This is a genomic window from Pseudomonas putida, assembly GCF_001941965.1.
GTDB classification, from domain to species: Bacteria; Pseudomonadota; Gammaproteobacteria; order Pseudomonadales; family Pseudomonadaceae; genus Aquipseudomonas; species Aquipseudomonas putida_L.
Genome location: NZ_MKZO01000025.1, coordinates 116196 through 137038 on the forward strand (window position 1 = coordinate 116196; position 20843 = coordinate 137038).

Here is a 20843-nt window from a genome sequence, read left to right on the forward strand (position 1 = left end):
AACGACAAATCAGCTCCAGGCCAGAACCGGCCAACCATTCTTCTCCGCATGCTCGCGCAGCACCGGATCCGGATTCACCACATGCGGGTGGTCCACCTTCAACAGCAGCGGCAGGTCATTGCGCGAGTCCGAATAGAAACTCGCCCCTTCCAGGTTTTCTTCCTCCTGATCCAGCCATTCCAGCAACCGGGTGATCTTGCCTTCGCGGTAGGTCAGCACACCCTGGGTGCGCCCGCTGTACACCCCGTTGACCACCTCGAGATCGATCGCCAGGAACTCGTCGATCCCCAGGCGCGCCGCGATCGGCCCTACCAGGTGATTGCCCGACGCCGAGATCACCAGGATCCGGTCGCCCAGGCGGCGGTGCTCGGCGATTGCCCGGCAGGCATCGCTGAAGATGATCGGCTCGATGAAGTCCTCGACCCACGGTTCCACCAGATGCTCCACCTCTTCCGGCGTGCGCCCGGCAATCGGCTCCAGGCTGAAGGCCATGTAGTCTTCCATCGCCAGGTGACCCTTGCCGTAGGCCTCCATCAGCTCATGGTCGCGGCGCAGGAAGGACGGGCCGTCGACCCAGCCGAGGCGGGCCATCTGCTCGCTCCACAGTGAGGCACAGTCGCCGTGGATCAGGGTTTCGTCGAGGTCGAAGATCGCTAAAGCCATAACGCAAAACTCCCGTGCATCCCTACGCGACTTCGCGCAGGGCAGTTGGATCGATCGACAAGGATACCCGTTGTCCGTCCGGATAGAGATCGGCGGACGAGCGGTTGAGCACATCCACCAGCAACTCGACGCCCCGGGCTTCGACCCGGTAGCGGATGATATTGCCCAGCAGGCTGTGGCTGCGCACCTGGCCGTCGAGCACGCCGTCCAGGCTCAGGGCGATGGCTTCCGGGCGGATCGCCAGGCGACAGCTGACCGGACGCTCCAGCAGGCGGCTGGCGCTGTCGGCGTCGAGCAGGTTGTAGTTGCCGATGAAACCGGCGGCGAAGGCGTCCACCGGCGCGGTGTAGAGGGTCTCGGCATCACCGCTCTGGACGATCTTGCCCTGGTTCATCAGGAAGATGCGGTCGGACATGGTCAGCGCTTCTTCCTGGTCATGAGTGACGAACACCGTGGTCAGCCCCAGCCCGCGCTGGATGCCGCGGATCTGCTCGCGCAGGTGCTTGCGGATCCGTGCATCAAGCGCCGACAGAGGCTCGTCGAGCAGCAGCAGGCGCGGGCGGGTCACCAGCGAGCGGGCCAGGGCCACGCGCTGGCACTGGCCGCCGGAGAGCTGGTGCGGGTAGCGCGCGGCGAAGTCCTGCAGTTCCACCATGCGCAGGGCCTCGTCGACCCGCACCTGGCTGTCCTGGCCGCCGACCTTCTGCATGCGCAGGCCGAAGGCGACGTTCTGCGCCACGGTCATGTTGGGGAACAGCGCGTAGCTCTGGAACACCATGCCGATCCCGCGCTTCTGCGGGCTCATGGGCACCAGGTCGGTGCCGTCGAGGAGGATCTGGCCGCTGTCCACCGGGGTCAGGCCGGCGATGCAGCGCAACAGCGTCGACTTGCCGCAGCCGGAGGGGCCGAGCAGGGTGATGAACTCGCCGCGGGCGATAGTGAAGTTGATGTCCTTGAACACCGGGCTGCCGGCGTAGGTCTTTTCCAGGTTCTGGATGCTGACGAAGCTCATTTCAGGTCTTGTCCTTGTTCAGGCGGTTGGCTGCCCAGGTCAGCACCAGTACGAAGAGGAAGTAGGAAATCACCAGGGCACTGTTGAAGTGGCCGCTGCTGTTGCGCATGTTGTTCAGGTACACCTGCAGGGTTTCGTAGCGGGTGCCCACCAGCAGGTTGGCGAAGACGAACTCGCCGAAGAGGAAGGAGAACGACAGCAGCAGGGCGACCATCAGGCCCTTGCGCAGGTTCGGCAGCACCACCAGGAACGCCGCCTGCCAGGTGCTGGCGCCGAGCAGTTGGGCGGCGTCCATCAGGTCGCGCAGGTTGATGGCCTGGAGGTTGTTGGTGATCGCCCGGTACATGAACGGCAGGGCCACGGTGAAGTAGCAGCCGATCAGGATCCACGGCGTGCCGACCATGGCCATCGGCCCCGAACCGTAGAGCTGCAGCAGCCCCACCGAGGACACCACCGGCGGCACCGCGAAGGGCAGCAGAATCAGGATGTTCATCAGCCCGTCGAGCTTGGGGAAGTGGTAATGCACCACGAACAGCAGTGGCAGGATCAGCAGCACCGACAGCGCCAGGGCGCCGACGCAGACCAGCAGCGACTGGGCGAAGGCGGCGAGGAAGCGCGGGTCGCTCCACAGCGCCACGTACCATTTGAAGGTCAGCCCGCTGGGCAGCAGGCTCGCCGACCAGCTGGTGGAAATGGAGTAGAGCAGGGTGCCGGCCAAAGGCAGCAGCAGGATAAGGAACAGCACCCAGACCACCACGCGGTGGTAGGCGGCACTGCGCCCGGGTTCAGCGCGCGACATGGTAGCTCCTCTTCAACAGCCATTGATGGACCAGGGTCACCAGGGTCATCAGCCCGACCAGGATGATCGCCAGGGCGCTGGCCAGGTTCGGATCGAGGGAAATATCGCCGGCCACCAGGGCGGCGATGCGGATCGGCAGGACGTTGAAGTTGCCGGTGGTCAGGGCATACACCGTGGCGTAGGCGCCGAGGGCGTTGGCCAGGAGGATGACGAAGGTGCCCAGCAGTGCCGGGGTCAGCACCGGCAGGCCGATATGCCGCCAGTACTGCCAGGGGCCGGCGCCGAGCAGCGCGGCCGACTCGCGCCAGTCCTCGCGCAGGGCGTCGAAGGCCGGGTAGAGCAGCAGCACGCCAAGGGGAATCTGGAAGTAGGTGTAGAGGATGATCAACCCGGTCTTGGAGTACAGGTTGAAGTCCTCGATCAGCCCGGCCTGTTTCAGGGCCAGGGTCAGGGCGCCGTTGAAGCCCAGGAGGATGATGAAGGCGAAGGCCAGCGGCACCCCGGAGAAGTTGCTGGTCATGTTGGCGAAGGCGTTGACGAAGTCGCGCAGGCGCGAGTCGACCCGTTGCAGCGAATAGCTGCCGAGCACCGCGATGAGGATGCCGAACAGGCTCGACCAGAAGCTGATCTCCAGGCTGTGCTGGATCGCCTGGCGGTAGAACTTCGAGGCCAGGATCTTGCTGAAATTGTCCAGGCCCCAGCCGCTTTCGCCTTGCAGGCTATGGATCGCCACCCAGGCCAGCGGGGCGATCTGGAAGATGATGAAGAACACTGCGAAGGGCAGCAGGCACAGCAGCGCCAGCCACTTGCCGCGGGAAAACGGATTCACGAGAGCAGCTCCCGGCAGAACGGTTTGTCGTGGGCCACGCCCAGCAGTTGGCAGATGCTGCCGCACAGCTCGGTTTGCAGGGGCTTGGCATTGGGGTCGAGGCTGAAGCCGTCGCCGAAGACGAACAGCGGCACTTCGCGTTCTTCCGGGAGCAGGCCGTTGTGCGAGCGGTCGTTGTTCATGCCATGGTCGGCGGTGACCAGCACCTGGTAGCCCTCGGCGAGCCAGGTGGCCAGGTAGTCGGCCAGGAGGATGTCGGCCGAGCGTGCGCTGTTGCGGTACTGGCTGCTGTCCAGGCCGTGGCGGTGGCCGGCGTCGTCGATGTTCATCGGGTGGATCAGGAGGAAACCGGGGTCATGCTTGCGCCGCAGGTACTCGGCATCGGCGAACAGGTGCGAGTCCGGGTAGTGGTCGGCGTAGTAGAACAGGCCGTGCTGGATCGGCAGTTTCGGCGCGTGGGTATGGCGGTCGCGGACCGGGTCGAAGGGCGTGCGGTTGTACAGCTCGCTGACCCAGTGATAGGCCGCGGCGGCGGTGGGCACGCCGGCTTCGCGGGCGTAGTGGAAGATGCTGCGCTGGGTCGACAGGCGCGAGACCTGGTAGTGCACGATGCCGCTGTCGATTGGTGCAACGCCGGTGAGGATGCATTCGTACAGCGGGCGCGACAGCGCCGGCAGTTCGCATTCCAGGCGGTAGAGGGCGGCGCGGTCGGCTTCGACGTAGGCGTGCAGGTGGCCCATGGCATGGTGCGCGACCTGGTGGTTGAGGCCGTCGAGCAGGACCAGGATGACTTTGTGGTTCATGTAAGGCTCCGGGGACCGTGTGTGCAGCATCGCTGGCAAGTCGGGGCGCCGAACCGCAGCTCCCACAGGTTCGGCGGTGCACGCGATCCCTGTGGGAGCTGGCTTGCCAGCGATTGGGCCTCACTCCATCTCGATGATGACCTGCTCCTGCCACTTCTGCGGCAGTGCCTTGGAGGTCGCTTCCCACGCCGCCGCATCCTTGATCGGCTGGGCCGCACGGTACTGCTCGTTCGGCAGCAGCTTGGCCTGCACTTCAGCCGGCAGCTTCAGGTGCTCGGCACGGATCGGACGGGCGTGACCGATCGCCAGGTTGGTCTGTCCGGCATCGCTGAAGATGTATTCGCGGGTCAGCTTGGCCGCGTTCGGGTGCTTGGCGTATTTGTTGATAATGGTGGTGTAGCCGGAGATCACCGAGCCATCGGACGGGATCAGCACTTCGAAGCGCTTGGGATCGATCTGCTCGCGGTAGCTCAGGCCGTTGAAGTCCCAGACCACGCCGACTTCCACTTCGCCCTTCTCCAGGGTCTGGATGGTCGGGTTGGCCAGCGACAGGCGCTTCTGCTGGGCCAGCTTGGTGAACAGCTGCAGGCCCGGCTCGATGTTCTTCTCGTCGCCCTTGTAGGCGATGGCCGCAGCCAGCACGCCGTTGGCGGCCTGGGCGGCAGTACTGACGTCACCGATGGCGACCTTGTACTTGCCCTTTTCCAGGTCATGCCAGGTTTTTGGCATGTCCGCTTCCTTCACCAGTTGCTTGTTGATGATGAAGGCGATGGTGCCGGTATAGGCCAGTGCCCAGTGACCGTCCTGGTCCTTGGCCCAGGCCGGGACCTGGTCCCAGGTGCTCGGTTTGTACGGCTGGGTCACGCCCTTGGCCACGGCGATGGGGCCGAAGGCGGCGCCGACGTCACCGATATCGGCGCTGGCGTTGTCTTTCTCGGCGTCGAACTTGGCCACTTCCTGGGCCGAGCTCATGTCGGTGTCCATGTGCTTGAGGCCGTATTTCTTCGCCAGGTCTTCCCAGGTTCCTTTCCAGTTCGCCCAGGCATCCGGCATGCCCACGCTATTGACGGTGCCTTCCTTGCGGGCGGCGTCTTCGAGTGCCTTGAGGTCGGTGTCTGCGGCCACGGCGGTATGCGACAGGGCAATGCTCGCGCCTAACAGAGAGGCCAGGAAAAGCTGTTTCATCCGAAGCTCCTTAATGGGTGCCTTGCACAACATGAGAGGTTGGGGCGTGTTGCGTTTCGGTTGGTCTAGGTCAGCAATACCTGAGCCAAGGTAGGCGCCTTGCGTGACAGTTTCATGTCGCACACGGGCGCCTGGGCTCGCCAACTGACCTTGGCTTTACAGCGTAGACCAGCCTTGAAGGCACGTTTGGCGGGGCTTACAGGGCGACGGCGGACAACCGTTGGGCGGCCATGTCATCTGGCGTTCATCTGCATTGCCTAAGCTCATGGGGTTTTTCCGGCGGAACAGGGCGCACCTTTGCGGGGCGCAATGTGAGGCTGGACTAGTCCAGACAGGAAGCCCTCGATGCAAGCACTGCCGCCCCGCGCCGTTACCGCGATCTGCCATGCCCTGCAGGAGCAGATCGAACACGGCCTGCTCCCGCCGGGATGCAAACTGCCGGCTGAACGCAAGCTCAGCGAAGTCTTCGACACCACCCGCATTACCCTGCGCGAAGCGCTGGTGCAACTGGAGGCCCAGGGCCTGATCTATCGCGAGGAACGGCGTGGCTGGTTCGTCGCGCCCGAACGCCTGACCTACGACCTGATCGAGCGTAGCCACTTCCATGCCATGGTGCGGGACCAGGGGCGCACGCCGGCCACCGAATTGCTCTCGGCGCGGTTGCAACCGGCGGCTGCGGCGATCTGTGCGCGGCTGAAGCTGCCGCCGCTGTCCAGCGTGATCCAGATCTGCCGCCTGCGGCGTATCGACGGGCGCGCGGTGCTGTATGCCGAGCACTACCTGAACCCCGAGTATTTCCCCGGCATCCTTGAACACGATCTTGGCCAGTCGCTGACCGAGATCTACGGCCAGCACTACGGTATCCAGTACGGCAGGGTGTGTTTCGAGATACTGCCGACCGCCTTGCCAGTGGCGGCGGCGTCGGCCCTCAAGGTGTCGCCGGGCAGTGCCGGCCTGCACATCACCCGGGTCAACAGCGATCAGTCCGGGCGCCTGATCGACTGCGACCTTGAATACTGGCGGCACGATGCGATCCGCATTCGTGCCGACGTCGGCTAGCTTTTCCCGCTGCTTTCGCTCGCGGCACCGCCCGCCGTGGTCAGCACCTGCACTGAGAGCCGCGGCGTGGCCAGGTCCAGCCCGGCTTCGTCGAGCTGGCGCTTGAGCGCCAGGTTGAAGGCCCGGGACACTTCCCACTGCTTGATCGGCGCAGTCTTGAAGCGCGCCCGCAGCACCGCCGAGCCGGACTCGAAACTCTCCACCCCCTGCAGCTCCAGCGGCGACCAGATATTGCGGCGCTGCAACGGGTCGGTGCGCATCTTCTGCCCGACATCGCGGACCAGGGTGATGGCCTGGTCGATGTTCATGTTGTGCGGAATGGCGATGCGGAAGATCGCGTAGCCGAACTCCCGGGAGTAGTTCTTGATGCTCTTGATCTCGCTGAACGGGATGGTGTGGACGATGCCCTCGATGTCCCGCAGGCGCACGGTGCGGATGGTCAGGCCCTCGACCGTGCCGAGGTGGCCGCCGACATCGACGTAGTCGTCGATGGCCAGGGAGTCCTCGATGATGATGAACAGCCCGGTGATCAGGTCGGCCACCAGCGACTGCGCGCCGAAGCCGATGGCCAGGCCGATGACACCGGCACCGGCGAGCAGCGGGGTGACGTTCATGCCCATGTTCGCCAGGGCGATGATCAGGGCGATGATGGCGATGGCCACGAACAGCACGTTGCGGATCAGCGGCATCATGGTCTGCGCCCGGGCATTGGCCAGGCCCTTGCGCGAGCGGGTCAGGGCGTGATGCACGGCGGTGTCGGCGAGGATCCACACCAGCCAGGCGGCGATCAGGGTGCCGGCCAGGCCGCCCAGGCGGATCGCCACCTCATGGCCGTCGCCCTCGGCGAAGCTGACCAGCGACAGGCCCCAGACCCGCAGGCCCAGCTCGACGAACAGCAGCCACACGCTCAAGTGCACCAGGGTGTAGGCGAAGCTGCGCAGGCGCTCGGCGTACACCGCCTGGCGCCGGTTGTTGCGCTGCTGCTGCCTGACCGCATGCCGGCGCACCAGGCCGTTGATCACCATGCACAGGATCACCAGCACAGTGCACATCAGCGACTGGCGCAACGCCGTGCTGGTATCGCCGGCGGAGACGAAGGTGGCGAACAGCGAGATGCCCACCAGCACCAGCGCCGGCAGGAACCAGAAGCTGCCGAGCACCTCGATGGTGTCGCTCAGGGCCCGGCGCTTGAGGCGGTGGGCCAGGGGCTGGTTGCGGATCAGATGGGCGATGGGCCGGCGGAAACGCAGGATGAACAGCGCCGTGGACAGCGCCGCGAGGATATTGGCCAGGGTCGCCAGGGCGTGGGCCAGGTGGGTGCCGAGGGCGAGGTACAGGCGCGGGTCGTTCATCGCTTCGCCAAAGGCGGCGAAGCTGCCGATCAGCCACAGCGGACGGAACGCCTGGTGTCGCAGGATATGCAGGGCGCGGTGGCGGTGCGGGCCGTCGAGCAGGGAGAAGGCGATCACGCAGATGGCCGAGAACAGCGTGCCCACCACCAGGGCGTAGGCGATGACCATGGCCATGGATTTGCCCAGGGACGAGGGCAGGGCGAAGCTCAGGTAGACGGTGATGATCAGCGCCACCAGCCAGGGCCCGAGCTTGCGCAGGGCGAAGCGCACCAGGTCCCAGGTGCGCGGATGCTGGGGCAGTTCCTCGGTCAGGCCGAAGCGCAGGCGCAGGCGGTGGCCCACCCAGTTCAGGGCGTAGGCCAGCAGGCTCCACAGGGCGAGGATGGCGATGAAACCGAAGAGCAGGCCGGGCAACTGCTGCACCGGCACCTGCAGGGCGGCCAGTTCGATGCCGGCCAGTTCCATCTCGTCGGCCCAGCGCTTGAACGGGCTGGCGTCGCCGCTGAACTGTTTTTCCAGCTCGGCGAGGGTGCCGCCGATCAGGCCGAGCACCCCCTGCTCCGGTTCCGGCTGGGCCTGGCGGGTGCTGTCGCGCAGCTTCTTCAGGTCGTTGAGCAGGCGCGTACGCTGCTGGTCGTTTTCCAGGGTGGTGATGACTTCATCGAGGGACTTGCCCAGCGGCTCGCTGGCCTGGGGTTGGGCCGGGGCGCTGCCACCGAGCAGCCCCGGCAGGCCGGCGGCCTGGGTCTGGGCAGTGAAGAGCAACAGCAGCAGGGTGAAACAACGCAGAAGGGCGGACACTGGGCGATCAACCTCGAACACAGGTAATCGGCGCAGTGTAGAGCATCCGTCAGTGGAGTTTCTCGAGGATCTTCCAGACCATGATGCCGAGTATGGAAAGCATGCCGAGCCACATCATCAGCACCCCGGAATTGTTTTCCCGCTTGTTGAAGCCGATGGTCAACAGAATCAGGCCCGCGAGGACCGGCAGGAACATCGACTGGAACGTTGACAGGCTCAAGATCCTTCTCCCGACTGCGAAAATTCTGACTTGAGCATAGGCGCTAAATGACAGCGCGAGGTTGACTGGTGTCACAAACCGCGCAGGAAGCGGCGGGGCAGAGCGCCCCGCCCCGGATTCACGGCAGTTCGCGGCTGCGATAGAACGCGGTCAGCACCTTGACCAGATGGGCCAGGTCCTGGCTGCCGCACAGCTCGCGGATCGAGTGCATGGCGAAGGTCGGCAGGCCGATATCGACGGTGCGCACGCCCAGGTTGCTGGCGGTGATCGGGCCGATGGTCGAGCCGCAACCCATGTCGCTGCGCACCACGAAGCTTTGCACCGGGACTTCCTCGGCCATGCACAGGTGGCGGAAGAAGCCGGCGGTTTCGCTGTTGGTGGCGTAGCGCTGGTTGTTGTTGACCTTGATCACCGGGCCGGCGTTGAGCTTGGGCCCATGGTTGCCGTCGTGCTTGTCGGCGTAGTTGGGGTGCACGCCGTGGGCGTTGTCGGCCGAGACCAGCAGCGAGCGCTGGATGGTGCGGACGAACTCGTCGCCATCCGGCAGCAGGCGGCGCAGGGTCTGTTCGAGCATCGGGCCGTCGGCGCCGCAGGCCGAGCAGGAGCCGACTTCCTCGTGGTCATTGCACACCAGCACGCAGGTTTCGTCGCTGTCGGCATCCAGCAGGGCGCGCAGGCCGGCGTAGCACGACAGCAGGTTGTCGAGGCGGGCACCGGCGATGAACTCGCCGTGCAGGCCGATCAGGGCGGCGTCCTGGGTGTCGTAGAAACCCAGTTCGTAATCCAGCACCACGTCGGCGTTGAGGCCGTGTTCGCGGGCCAGTTGCTCGGTGAGCAGGGCGCGGAAATCGACGCGCTCGTCGCCGGCGACCTGGGCCAGGATCGGTGGCAGCTCGGTCTGCGGGTTGATCGCCCAGCCTTCGTTGGCGGTGCGGTTGAGGTGGATCGCCAGGTTGGGGATCACCGCGATCGGCAGCTTGAAGTCGATCAGTTGGCTTTCCACCTTGCCGTCACGGCGGAAGGTGACGCGGCCGGCCAGAGACAGGTCGCGGTCGAACCACGGCGCGAGCAGGGCGCCGCCGTAGACTTCCACGCCCAGTTGCCAGAAACCGTGGCGCTGCAGCTCGGGTTGCGGCTTGACCCGCAGGCACGGGCTGTCGGTGTGGGCGCCGACCAGGCGGATGCCGTCGAGCAGCGGCGAATGGCGGCCGAGCTTGATGGCGATGATCGAGGAGTCGTTGCGGGTCAGGTAGTAGCGACCGCCGGGCACCGTGGCCCAGCTGTCGCGCTCGTCCAGGCGCTGGTAGCCGGCCGCTTCGAGGCGCTTGGCCAGGCTGGCAGTGGCGTGGAAGGGGGTGGGAGAGGCTTTGAGGAAATCAATCAGGCCTTGGTTCAGGGCGTCGCGCATAAGTCACTCCAGACAGCAGTGCCGGGAGTTTGAAGCTGCAAGCTCCAAGCTGCAAGAGGCGGTGACCGCGCATTCTCTTATAGCTTGTAGCTTGCGGCTTGTAGCTCAAAAGGGCGCCGGGCACTCGAACCTGAGGCGCTCGCCCGTCACCGGGTGGGTAAAGCTCAGCATCGAGGCATGCAGGCACAGCCGCTCATGGGCCGCCAGCGCCTCCGGATTGGCGTACAACCGATCCCCCAGCAGCGGATGCCCGATCGACAGCATATGCACGCGCAACTGGTGCGAACGCCCGGTGATCGGGGTCAGCTCGAGCCGGCAGTGGTCGCCGCAGCGTTCGACGATGCGCCAGAAGGTCAGGGCATGCTTGCCCTGTTCGTGATCCACCACATGCCGCGGCTTGGTCGGCGGGTCGTAGCGCAAAGGCAGGTCGATGCTGCCGCTGTCGCGCTCCGGCTGGCCCCAGCACAGGGCGGTGTAGGCTTTCTCGGTTTCGCGGTCGTGGAACTGCCGGGACAGCTCGCGGTGACTGTCGGCATCCCGCGCCAGCAGGATGATCCCCGAGGTTTCCCAGTCCAGCCGGTGTACGATCAGGGCATCGGGGTAGCCGTTTTCCTGCAGGCGGGTGATCAGGCAGTCCTTGTTGTCTTCGGCCCGGCCGGGCACGGAGAGCAGCAGGGTAGGCTTGTTGATCACCAGGATGGCGTCATCCTGGTAGAGGACTTCGACGTTGGACAACGGCATTGCGTGTTCTCTGCAAACGCCAACGGCGACGACCGGAACCCGGACTCTGCAGTCCGAGCCCGGCCGTCGCCGTGGCAGGTTACCCGCGAGCGCTTACGTGCGTTCGGGCAGGGTGATGTTGAGTTCGAGAATCGAGCAGCTACCCTGGTTCTCCAGCGCTACCTGCACGTCGTCGTTGCCGATGTTGACGTACTTGCGGATCACTTCCACCAGCTCTTTCTGCAGGGCCGGGAGATAGTCGGGGGTAGTGCGCTGTCCGCGCTCGTGCGCCACGATGATCTGTAGACGCTCTTTCGCAACCGACGCGGAACTCTGTTTTTTGCTGGCACGAAAGAAGTCAAAAAGGTTCATGGGTCAATTGCCTCCAAACAGGCGCTCGAAGAATCCCTTCTTCTGCACATCGAGGAACCGGTGTTCCACGGTTTTGCCCAGCAGGCGGTCGACAGTGTCGCTGTACGCCTGGCCGGCATCGCTCTGGTCGTCGAGGATGACCGGGACGCCCTGGTTGGAGGCCTTGAGCACGGCCTGGGATTCGGGGATGACACCCAGCAGCGCGACGGAGAGGATTTCCTTGACGTCTTCGACGCCCAGCATCTCGCCCTTGCTCACGCGCTCGGGGTGGTAACGGGTGATCAGCAGGTGTTCCTTGATCGGGTCTTCGTTGCGCTCGGCACGGCGCGACTTGCTGGCCAGCAGGCCGAGCATGCGGTCCGAGTCACGGACCGAGGACACTTCAGGGTTGGTCACGACAATGGCTTCGTCGGCGAAGTACATCGCCAGGTGCGCGCCCTTCTCGATACCGGCCGGGGAGTCGCAGACCACGTAGTCGAAGGTTTCCTTGAGTTCCATCAGGACCTTCTCGACGCCTTCCTGGGTCAGCGCGTCCTTGTCACGGGTCTGGCTGGCGGCCAGCACGTACAGGTTTTCCAGGCGCTTGTCCTTGATCAGGGCCTGCTGCAGGTTGGCCTCGTTGTTGACCACGTTGACGAAGTCGTACACCACGCGACGTTCGCAGCCCATGATCAGGTCGAGGTTACGCAGGCCGACGTCGAAGTCGACGATCACAGTCTTGTGCCCGCGCAGCGCGAGGCCGGTACCGATGGCGGCACTGGTGGTGGTCTTGCCCACACCACCCTTGCCGGAAGTAACCACGAGAATCTTGGCCAAGGTGTATCACCCCTAAAAATGATGAAAAAGGACGTGCGGTCCCAAAATGCAAAAACGGCAACTAACTGACTAAAGTTGCACGGAAAATGGCGGCAGTATCCGTTAAAGGCGGGTGATGTTCAACACGTCCCCGGACAGGCTGACCTGCACGCCGGCCCCCCACAGCGGATCGCGGCGCAGGTCTTCGGAGACCTTGTACTGCCCGGCGATCGAAACCAGTTCGGCGGTCATCTGCTGGCAGAAAATCCGTGCCCTGGTGTTGCCCTTGATACCGGCAAGGGCGCGACCACGCATTGGCCCGTACACATGGATATTGCCATCGGCGAGAAGTTCCGCACCCGGGCTTACCGCCGACACGACGACCAGGTCGCCTCCCTGAGCATAGATCTGTTGGCCGCCGCGTACAGGCGCGGTGATGATCTTGGTCGGGCGCACCGTTGGCTCAGCGGGCGGCGGCGGTGGCGCCGGGGCCGGCTCGGGCTTTTTCACCGGCTCGATCTCCACCGGGTCCACCGGCCGCTCGCGGGCGCCGGAGGGCGGCAGCACCGGCAGGTCGATGGCGATGGCGGCGGCGATGTCCTCGATGCGGCTGGCGCGGATCGCCAGGGTGCGCAGGCCGTGCTGGCGACAGATGCGCATCATGCCCGGCAGGTCGACGCTGCCTTCGCCGGCCGGCAGCTTGTCCAGGGCCAGCACCAGCGGCGTGTTGCTGAAGAAGTTCGGCGCCTGGGCGACCTTGGCCGCCAACTGCCGATCGAGACCTTCGAGGTCATTGCGGGCAAGCTCCAGCACGGTGATGGCGAGCATGCTGCCCTTGAGCTGGAACACGGTGGCTTGGTCTGGCGTCTGGCTTTGGCTCATGGTCTGCGTCGAGGCGGCTTTGTTGCGAAAAGTGCCCAGACTTATAACGAGAACGCCGGTTAGCCGCAACCCGCGCCGAACCGTTGTAGAATGCCCGGCCTTTTTCTTTCCGGAATCTTGAATGGATCGCCCGCGTTTTCGTCCTTACTTCCTGCACCCGCGTTTCTGGCCGCTGTGGCTGGGGCTCGGCCTGCTCTGGCTGATCGTTCAGCTGCCGTACCCGGTTTTGCTGGGGATCGGCCGTGCCCTGGGGGCGGTGATGTACCGCGTGGCCGGCGCGCGCCGGGCGATTGCCGCACGCAATCTGGAACTGTGTTTCCCGGAATTGCCGCTCGTCGAGCGAACCCGTCTGCTCAAGGAAAATTTCGCCTCCACCGGCATCGCCTTCTTCGAAATGGCCATGAGTTGGTGGTGGCCAAAGGCCCGTTTGGCGCGTCTGGCGCACATCGAAGGGCTGGAGCATCTGCAGGCTGCGCAGCGTGATGGCCAGGGTGCCATCTTGATGGCCCTGCACTTCACCACCCTGGAGATCGGTGCGGCGCTGCTTGGCCAGGAGCACACCATCGACGGCATGTACCGCGAGCACAAGAACGCCCTGTTCGACTTCGTCCAGCGTCGTGGTCGCGAGCGTCACAACCTCGATTCCCTGGCGGTGGAGCGCGAGGACGTGCGCGGCATGCTCAAGCTGCTGCGCGCCGGCCGCGCCATCTGGTATGCGCCGGACCAGGACTACGGCGCCAAGCAGAGCCTGTTCGTGCCGCTGTTCGGCATCCAGGCGGCGACGGTCACCGCCACCACCAAGTTCGCCCGCCTGGGCCGTGCCCGGGTCATTCCGTTCACCCAGGAGCGCCTGGCCGACGGCAGTGGCTATCGCCTGGTGATTCATCCACCGCTCGACGACTTCCCCGGCGAGACCGAGGAAGCCGACTGCCTGCGTATCAATCAGTGGATCGAACAGGCCCTGCGCGAATGCCCCGAGCAGTACCTGTGGGCGCACCGGCGCTTCAAGTCGCGGCCGCCGGGAGAGCCAAAGCTGTACAAGAAGTAATCAGCTGTTATCCGTCATCTCAGGGAGCACATGCATGGCAGCAGAACCGGTCACCGGCCTGATCCTCTCCGGCGGCGGCGCCCGTGCCGCCTATCAGGTCGGGGTCCTGGCGGGCATCGCCGATCTGCTGCCGCAAGGCGCGGCCAATCCCTTTCCGGTGATCGTCGGCACCTCGGCCGGGGCCATCAATGCCGTGACCCTGGCCAGCGGCGCCCTGCATTTCGCCGAGGCGATCCGTCGCCTGACCGGTTTCTGGCAGGGTTTTCGCAGCCATCAGGTGTTGCGCAGCGACTGGCCGGGCGTGGTGCGCCAGGCCGGGCGTTTCCTGGGCCACAGCCTGTTGGGCCTGGGGCGCCAGGTGCCGGTGGCCTTGCTCGACAGCTCGCCGCTGCGCGGGCTGCTCACCGAGCACCTGGACCTGAGCGGCATCGGCCAGGCCATCGAGCAGCGTCATCTGCGCGCGGTGGCGGTGACCGCCTTCGGGTACGAGTCCGGCCAGGCGGTGACCTTCTATCAAGGGCGTGGCGCCATCGATCCCTGGTTGCGTCATCGGCGCATCGGCCTGCCGACGCGCCTGAGTATCGAGCACCTGCTGGCCAGTTCGGCGATTCCGCTGTTGTTCGCCCCGGTCAAGCTGGGTCATGAGTATTACGGTGATGGCGCAGTGCGCCAGTCGGCGCCGATCAGTCCGGCGTTGCACCTCGGGGCCAACCGGATTTTGGTGGTGGGGGTCAGTGGCAACCCGCGCGGTCCGGCGGACACCATGCCCCATGCGCGGGTCTACAGCGGGCAGCCGCCGACCCTGGCGCAGATTGGCGGGCACCTGCTCAACAGCACCTTCATTGACAGCCTGGAAGACGACCTGGAGTTGCTCCAGCGTCTCAACCATCTCAGTCATCTGGTGCCGCCGCAGGATCATCCGCAGCGCCTGGGGCTGGCGCCGGTGGAGGTGCTGGTGGTCGCACCCAGCCAGCCGCTGGACGAGATCGCGGCGCGGCATCGGCGCGAGTTGCCGGCGGCGCTGCGCCTGTTCCTGCGTGGGCCAGGGGCGACCAAGACCAGCGGGGCGGGGGTGCTCAGCTACCTGTTGTTCGAGGCGGCGTATTGCAGTGAGCTGATCGAGCTGGGGCGGCGGGATGCGCTGGCCAAGCGCGCGCAGCTTTGCAGCTTTCTTGGGTTGGCTGATCCGGCCTCATCGCTGGCAAGCCAGCTCCCACAGGTACCCCACCGCTCTTGAGGGCAGTAGTGAACCTGTGGGAGCTGGCTTGCCAGCGATTGCGATCTTGAAAGCTACTCAGCTATCTGCAGCTTGCGCGACTCCGTATACACATACCGCACCTTCTCGTACTCGAACGGCGAGTTCATCTGCCCATAACGGAAGTTGGTGGTGTAGCGCTTGTCGATCGCCCGCAGCACCCAGATTTCCGGGTGATCGCTGCTGACTTCGGCGACATTGAGGAAGTTGATCTGGTTCTCCGCGCCATAGTCCACCACCAGCCCGCCGGTATCGCGCAGGTTCGACGGGCCGAGGATCGGCAGCACCACATACGGCCCGCTCGGTACGCCCCAGACGCCGAGGGTCTGGCCGAAGTCCTCGTTCTGCTTCGGTACGCCCATCATGGTCGCCGGGTCCCACAGGCCGAACACGCCGATGGTGGTGTTGACGAGCAGGCGCGCGGTGATGTCCAGGGAGCGCTTGCCCTTGAACTGCAGCAGGCTGTTGAGCAGGTTCGGCACATCGCCCAGGTTGCTGAAGAAGTTGCTTACGCCGCTGCGCACGAATTGCGGGGTGACGTAGCGGTAGCCATTGACCACCGGCAGGAACACCCATTGGTCGAAGCGGTAGTTGAAGTGGTAGACCCGGCGGTTCCACGATTCCATCGGGTCGTAGACCTCCAGGGCATCGAGGGTCGCGCGCTCGAACTCGCGCTGGTCCAGGCCCGGGTTGAATTTCAGTTCCTTCAACGGCTCGGTGAAGCCGTCGGTATCCAGGACGCTGGCCGCAGGCGCGGGCTCATCGGCGAAGGCCGGGGCGGCGGACAGCAGCAGGGCAGTGATCAGCAGACGTTTAACCACGGAAGAACTCCAGCATGGCGTCGCTGTTGACGCGGTAATTGAGGTTGCCGCAATGGCCGCCATGGGGGTACAGGGTCAGCCGGTCGCCGAAGGTCTTGCGCAGGAACCCGATATCGCCCGGGCCGAGGATCAGGTCGTCGGCGTTGTGCATCACGGCGATCTTCGGCGATTTGCTCAGGTAGTCCTGCAGGGCATAGAGGCTGACCTGGTCGATCAGTTGCAGCAGGCTGCCGCCGTCGGTGCGGGCACGCCACATCGGGATCACCTGTTCGGTCAGGTAGCAGTCGAAGTCGCATTGCAGGGCGCGCTTGAAGAAGGGCGTCAGGCTGCTGCTTTCGGTGATCGGGAATTTCGGCGGGATGATCAGGCCGCGACGGTTGATCAGGTCCGAGGTGAAGGCGATATCGGCGGCGGAGAAGCGGAACGAGCTGCCGATCAGCATGGCCATCTGCTCGTTGGTCAGGTGCTGGCGCGATTGCTGGAAGTCGTAGAGCAGGGCGTCGTTGAGGTCGATATAGCCCTTTTGCTGGAAGTAGCGGGTCAGCTTGGCGAGGACCAGTTCATAGAAGGTGGTGTGGCTGGTCACGCCCTTGACTTCGGTTTGCACCAGGCGGTCGAGGTTGGTGATCGAGGTGTACAGGTTGACCGGCGGGTTGAGCAGCAGCACGCGCTTGAAGTTGAAGCTGCGCCGGGTTTCGTCGAGATGGGCAACGAAGGCCGCGTCGAGGGCGCCGAGGCTGTAGCCGCTGAGGTAGAACTCCTTGATCGGCAGACGCGGGTGCTGGGCACGCACGCCCTGCATGACCCGGTACAGGTCCTCGGCGTCCTCGCTGCTGACGCCCGGCGTGGCGAAGCGCGAGGCGGCGCTCATGAAGTCGTAGCTGGTCGGCGAAGACAACTGCACCACGTGATAGCCGGCCTTGTAGTACAGGCGCTTGAGGTATTCGTTGATGCTCGCGTTGTACGGCGCACCGGTACCGGCGATCAGGAAGATCAGCGGTGCCTCGTGGTCCTGGCGGGCCAGGCGGTAGGTGAGTTTCTTCACCGGCCAGAAGTTGTCCGGCAGGCTGAACTCGCGCTCGGGGCGCATGTTCAGGGTGTAGTCGCTCTGGCTGATGTCATCGTCGGTGGGCAGCTCGGGACGCAGGTCCGGCGGCGTGGTGGCGATGGTCGCCTCGAAGGGGTTGGTCAGTGGATAGCCATAGGTGGCGGCATCGATATCCGCCGCCGACGCGGCCGCACACAGTAGTAGGCCGCCCAGCAAGGCAGCGAGGCGCAGTGGTCGAAACATGACGGGTCCCCGAAAAAAGACAAATAGCACGATGCAGCCTAGGACACTTGCGTTACCGAAGAAGTTGCCAAGTGCCACTGTCTTTGTTGCCCAGAATGTTGCCGCGCCCGCTTTGGCCGTTGCAACAATTGGTTCCATTTATCTTGAGGGTAAAAATAGCCCAGGATAGCGCTTTCGCCTTGCGCCTGCGGTCCGAGGGATTATGCTGGCCGGCGGTTTTTTCTGACTTTGGAGTTGCTGATGTCCCAGCGTTTGCCGTTGATCGCACTGTTGCTGTTCATTCCGGCGTGGCTGGCCGCCAGTTATGGCGTGCGCTATGGGTTCATGGAGGATCCGCAGTGGGTCGGGGTGTGCTCGGCGCAGGTGCAGGTGTGGGAGTGTTCGGTGCGTTCGATGCTGGGGCTGACCATTCACTTCCGCATCCTGGCGTGGATCGGCCTGGGGCTGGCGGTGCTGGCGACCGTGGTACCGCGCAAGGCCGGATGGTGGCTGGCGGTGCTGGCGCTGGTGGCGGGGATTCCGGCGTTGGTGCTCTATACGGCGAGTATTGCGGTATTTACGGTGGTGCTGGCGGGGTTGCGGTTGGTTCGCCGGTCTGTGCGTTGAACTTCAGGGCCTCATCGCTGGCAAGCCAGCTCCCACAGGTTCGGCGGTGCACGCGGTCACTGTGGGAGCTGGCTTGCCAGCGATGAGGCCCTCAAGGACTATCGAGTTCTGAGGCAGCGCCACAAGGCAGCAGTCATCACCACACTGACCCCCGCCCAGATCCAGGCCTGCTCACTTACCAACCCTTCCCGATACAACTGCGGCGCAATCCCCGCGCCCACGATCAAGGTCAATAGCGCCACCTCGGCCCGCGCCACCCGAACCGGCCGCAGCACATAGACCAGCGCCGGCACCACGAACGCTGCACTCGGGAAGCTCCGATAGCGTGGATCGAACACCAGCGCCAGCATGCTCACCGCCGCCGCGAAGCCCGCCGCGATCACCCACCAGGCCCCCCGCGCTTCCAGCCAGGCGAACGCCCGCTCGCGCCAGCCATCCCGCGCCGAAAGTGCCAGTGCGCCATGGGCCAGGACAATCAGGTTCAAGCCCAACAGCAATACCACCCAGGTCCATTCGCCGATGAACCGTGCATTGGTTCGCGCCAGTTCGCCCCACAGGCCGATACTCGCCGCGCCGAGCGCTGCCAGCAGCGGCAAGGCCAGGGCATTGCGCGCATTGCGTACCGGCCCCGCCAGCAGCAGGGTGGTGAAGAACAGCACGCCACTGGCGACCAGCCACTGCGGCCAGAACGGCAGGTTGCTCACCGGGCCTTCCAGCACGCCCTTGTCCTGGCGATCCGCGTCATACAGCCCCCAGTAACCTCCGACCGCCCCTTCGCTGGCGCGCTTCCACGGCTGGTCGAAGGCTTCGATCAGGTTGTAGTGCCAGCCATGTTCCTCGGCCATGGCCACGAAACCACGAATGAAGCGCGCCTCGTTGACCCGGCTCGGCACTGCGGTTTCCCGCTGGCGGCCTTCGCTGGGCCAACCGGTCTCGCCGATCAGGATGTCCTTGGGCGCGAACCTGTTGCCGAACACCTGGCGGATCTCGCCGACGTGGGCCAGGGCGTCATCGATACCGCGCGGGTCATCCTCCCAGTACGGCAGCAAATGGATGGTCAAGAAGTCCACCGCCGGGGCGATCTGCGGGTGCTGCAGCCAGAATTCCCAGACGTCCGCGTAGGTGACCGGCACCTGCACCTGGCTTTTCACCTGGCCGATCAGCGCGGCCAGGCGGTCGCCGGTGATTTCCTTGCGCAGCAGGGTTTCGTTGCCGACGATCACCGCGCGGACCACGTCCGGGTTGGCATTGGCCGAGGCGATCAGGGCGCGGATTTCCTTGTCGGTATCCACCGGGTTGCCGTTGACCCAGGCCCCGAGCATCACCTTCAAGCCGTACTTGCGGGCAATGGCCGGGATGTCTTCGAGCCCGGTCATGGAATAGGTGCGGATGCACTCGAAGCGCTTCGACAACAGCGCCAGGTCGGCATCGATGCGCTCCGGGCGCAGGGTGAAGGGCTGGTCGAAGGGCGATTGGTCCTTGTCGAACGGCGTGTAGGAAGCGCACTGCAGTTTGTGCGTGGCGCTGGCGGCATCCGGCAGCAGCACCGGCCGACCCAGCCCGTACCAGAGCCCGGCAAGAGCGAGCAGGCCGAGCAGGCAGGCGAACAGGTAGGGCGGCAGCGCAAAGCGGGCAGTCGAGGACATGGAGCGATCCGGCTGAGGAAACAAAGCCGCCAATACTACCTGCAAAACCCCGGGGATATTTCCTTGGCATGCAAAGTTCGGGCGGGTTTTCCTACAGGCCCCGCAGGCCGGGCAGCTACTGGCCTGTTGATGTCGTTTCTCGGTGTTTCAAGGTCGCTGACACAACAGGATCGTGGCGGGCCGGGGTTGATGATGGCAGCCATCAGTTCTCCGCTGATGCGGTCCCTGTGGTGGTATCCAGGCGTGAAGGGGGCGCCTTGCACCAGAACAAGACATGGCCCGAACTGTGTCGGGCGCCTGACTATCCGTGAAGTGACTATCCGTGAAGTGAAGGGGAAGCTTTGATGAAAATGCGACGACTCCTGGGGGCGGGTGCCGCCCTGGTATTGGCAATGAGCGCCGTACAGGCGATGGCCAAGGAAGTGAGCATCGGCTATGTCGATGGCTGGTCCGACAGTGTGGCGACCACCCATGTGGCAGCCGAGGTCATCAAACAGAAACTGGGCTACGACGTGAAGCTGATGCCCGTGGCGACCGGGATCATGTGGCAGGGCGTGGCCACCGGCAAGCTTGACGCCATGCTCTCGGCCTGGCTGCCGGTCACCCACGGCGAATACTGGGCCAAGAACAAGGACGAAGTGGTCGACTACGGCCCGAACTTCAAGGATGCCAAGATCGGCCTGATCGTGCCGGAGTACGTCAAGGCGCAATCGGTCGCCGACCTCAAGACCGATGACAGCTTCAAGAAGAAGATCGTCGGCATCGACGCCGGCTCCGGGGTGATGCTCAAGACCGACCAGGCGATCAAGGACTACGACCTGACCGGCTACAAACTGCAGGCCAGCTCCGGCGCGGCGATGACCGCCGAACTGGGCCGCGCCTATGCCAAGCAGCAATCCATCGCCGTGACCGGCTGGGTGCCGCACTGGATGTTCGCCAAGTGGAAACTGCGCTTCCTCGAAGACCCGAAAGGCGTGTACGGCGCCGCCGAGACCGTCAACAGCATCGGCAGCAAGGAACTGGCGACCAAGGCGCCGGAAGTGGCCGAGTTCCTGAAGAAGTTCTCCTGGCAGTCGAAAGACGAAATCGGCGAGGTCATGTTGGCCATTCAAGAGGGCGCAAAGCCCGATGCCGCAGCCAAGGACTGGGTCGCCAAGCATCCTGAGCGCGTCGCCGAGTGGACCGCCAAATAATGGCTTGATGCCTCTAGCCTGAGCCTTGCAGGGCCGCCCCCCGGTTTTCCGGCGGGCGGCCTTTGTGTTTGTGGGGGCTTCGC

The 20843-nt window shown here is 64.7% G+C and carries 21 protein-coding genes; 5 read left to right on the plus strand and 16 right to left on the minus strand.

Translation table 11 applies throughout. From position 1 onward, the window contains the following. Positions 1-9: 9 nt before the first annotated feature. The 6 genes from PSEMO_RS14865 to PSEMO_RS14890 form a co-directional block, all read right to left on the minus strand. A complete protein-coding gene (locus PSEMO_RS14865) occupies positions 10-663 on the minus strand; it encodes an HAD family hydrolase (protein WP_075803750.1) in 654 nt (217 codons plus the stop codon). Between the two features lie 22 nt (positions 664-685). Further along, a complete protein-coding gene (locus PSEMO_RS14870) occupies positions 686-1675 on the minus strand; it encodes an ABC transporter ATP-binding protein (RefSeq protein WP_075803751.1) in 990 nt (329 codons plus the stop codon). Between the two features lies 1 nt (position 1676). After that, on the minus strand, positions 1677-2474 hold the full coding sequence (locus tag PSEMO_RS14875) for an ABC transporter permease (RefSeq protein ID WP_075803752.1): 798 nt from the start codon (positions 2472-2474) through the stop codon (positions 1677-1679). Next, positions 2461-3303, minus strand: a complete 843-nt coding sequence (locus PSEMO_RS14880) for an ABC transporter permease (RefSeq protein ID WP_075803753.1) — start codon at positions 3301-3303, stop codon at positions 2461-2463. Before PSEMO_RS14880 ends, PSEMO_RS14875 begins: the two co-directional genes overlap by 14 nt. Beyond that, on the minus strand, positions 3300-4106 hold the full coding sequence (locus PSEMO_RS14885) for an alkaline phosphatase family protein (protein WP_075803754.1): 807 nt from the start codon (positions 4104-4106) through the stop codon (positions 3300-3302). Before PSEMO_RS14885 ends, PSEMO_RS14880 begins: the two co-directional genes overlap by 4 nt. Before the next feature lie 120 nt (positions 4107-4226). Beyond that, positions 4227-5291 carry an ABC transporter substrate-binding protein gene (locus tag PSEMO_RS14890; protein ID WP_075803755.1) on the minus strand — a complete coding sequence of 355 codons (1065 nt, stop codon included), beginning with the start codon at positions 5289-5291 and terminating at the stop codon, positions 4227-4229. 345 nt (positions 5292-5636) lie between these two features. Here PSEMO_RS14890 and PSEMO_RS14895 point away from each other — a divergent pair, with 345 nt between their 5' ends. Continuing rightward, complete coding sequence (locus PSEMO_RS14895) at positions 5637-6350, plus strand: UTRA domain-containing protein (protein WP_075803756.1); 714 nt, start codon at positions 5637-5639, stop codon at positions 6348-6350. Here PSEMO_RS14895 and PSEMO_RS14900 read toward each other — a convergent pair. The 7 genes from PSEMO_RS14900 to minC all read right to left on the minus strand — a co-directional run bounded on the left by PSEMO_RS14900 (position 6347) and on the right by minC (position 12900). Continuing rightward, the gene (locus PSEMO_RS14900) at positions 6347-8503 is read right to left on the minus strand and encodes a mechanosensitive ion channel family protein (protein WP_075803757.1); all 2157 of its coding nucleotides are present in this window, start codon (positions 8501-8503) and stop codon (positions 6347-6349) included. The two genes, PSEMO_RS14895 and PSEMO_RS14900, sit on opposite strands and share 4 nt — an antisense overlap. A gap of 49 nt (positions 8504-8552) precedes the next feature. Then, on the minus strand, positions 8553-8723 hold the full coding sequence (locus tag PSEMO_RS14905; RefSeq protein WP_178392000.1) for a hypothetical protein: 171 nt from the start codon (positions 8721-8723) through the stop codon (positions 8553-8555). A gap of 118 nt (positions 8724-8841) precedes the next feature. Continuing rightward, positions 8842-10131: a M18 family aminopeptidase gene (locus tag PSEMO_RS14910; protein WP_075803759.1), complete on the minus strand. Its 1290-nt coding sequence runs from the start codon at positions 10129-10131 to the stop codon at positions 8842-8844. A 105-nt stretch (positions 10132-10236) separates the two neighbouring features. Beyond that, a complete protein-coding gene (locus PSEMO_RS14915; RefSeq protein ID WP_075803760.1) occupies positions 10237-10872 on the minus strand; it encodes an RluA family pseudouridine synthase in 636 nt (211 codons plus the stop codon). A gap of 93 nt (positions 10873-10965) precedes the next feature. Beyond that, the gene (gene minE, locus PSEMO_RS14920) at positions 10966-11223 is read right to left on the minus strand and encodes a cell division topological specificity factor MinE (RefSeq protein WP_075803761.1); all 258 of its coding nucleotides are present in this window, start codon (positions 11221-11223) and stop codon (positions 10966-10968) included. A 3-nt stretch (positions 11224-11226) separates the two neighbouring features. Continuing rightward, on the minus strand, positions 11227-12039 hold the full coding sequence (minD, locus tag PSEMO_RS14925; RefSeq protein ID WP_075803762.1) for a septum site-determining protein MinD: 813 nt from the start codon (positions 12037-12039) through the stop codon (positions 11227-11229). Positions 12040-12141: 102 nt separating this feature from the next. Beyond that, positions 12142-12900, minus strand: a complete 759-nt coding sequence (gene minC, locus PSEMO_RS14930) for a septum site-determining protein MinC (RefSeq protein ID WP_075803763.1) — start codon at positions 12898-12900, stop codon at positions 12142-12144. A gap of 121 nt (positions 12901-13021) precedes the next feature. Between minC and PSEMO_RS14935 the strand changes: the two genes are divergently transcribed. Then, positions 13022-13948, plus strand: a complete 927-nt coding sequence (locus PSEMO_RS14935; protein WP_075803764.1) for a lipid A biosynthesis lauroyl acyltransferase — start codon at positions 13022-13024, stop codon at positions 13946-13948. 34 nt (positions 13949-13982) lie between these two features. Further along, positions 13983-15185 carry a patatin-like phospholipase family protein gene (locus PSEMO_RS14940; protein ID WP_075803765.1) on the plus strand — a complete coding sequence of 401 codons (1203 nt, stop codon included), beginning with the start codon at positions 13983-13985 and terminating at the stop codon, positions 15183-15185. Positions 15186-15238: 53 nt separating this feature from the next. On the opposite strand, the gene PSEMO_RS14945 is transcribed toward PSEMO_RS14940, so the two are convergent. Together PSEMO_RS14945 and PSEMO_RS14950 are read right to left on the minus strand one after the other, a co-directional pair. Beyond that, a complete protein-coding gene (locus PSEMO_RS14945) occupies positions 15239-16024 on the minus strand; it encodes an MlaA family lipoprotein (protein ID WP_075803766.1) in 786 nt (261 codons plus the stop codon). Continuing rightward, the gene (locus PSEMO_RS14950; protein WP_075803767.1) at positions 16017-17315 is read right to left on the minus strand and encodes a serine/threonine protein kinase; all 1299 of its coding nucleotides are present in this window, start codon (positions 17313-17315) and stop codon (positions 16017-16019) included. Before PSEMO_RS14950 ends, PSEMO_RS14945 begins: the two co-directional genes overlap by 8 nt. A 240-nt stretch (positions 17316-17555) precedes the next feature. Here PSEMO_RS14950 and PSEMO_RS14955 point away from each other — a divergent pair, with 240 nt between their 5' ends. Beyond that, on the plus strand, positions 17556-17921 hold the full coding sequence (locus PSEMO_RS14955; protein WP_075803768.1) for a hypothetical protein: 366 nt from the start codon (positions 17556-17558) through the stop codon (positions 17919-17921). Between the two features lie 98 nt (positions 17922-18019). On the opposite strand, the gene PSEMO_RS14960 is transcribed toward PSEMO_RS14955, so the two are convergent. Continuing rightward, complete coding sequence (locus PSEMO_RS14960; protein WP_075803769.1) at positions 18020-19567, minus strand: glycoside hydrolase family 17 protein; 1548 nt, start codon at positions 19565-19567, stop codon at positions 18020-18022. A gap of 344 nt (positions 19568-19911) precedes the next feature. Here PSEMO_RS14960 and PSEMO_RS14965 point away from each other — a divergent pair, with 344 nt between their 5' ends. Then, a complete protein-coding gene (locus PSEMO_RS14965; protein WP_075803770.1) occupies positions 19912-20760 on the plus strand; it encodes a glycine betaine ABC transporter substrate-binding protein in 849 nt (282 codons plus the stop codon). The last annotated feature ends 83 nt before the right edge of the window (positions 20761-20843 follow it).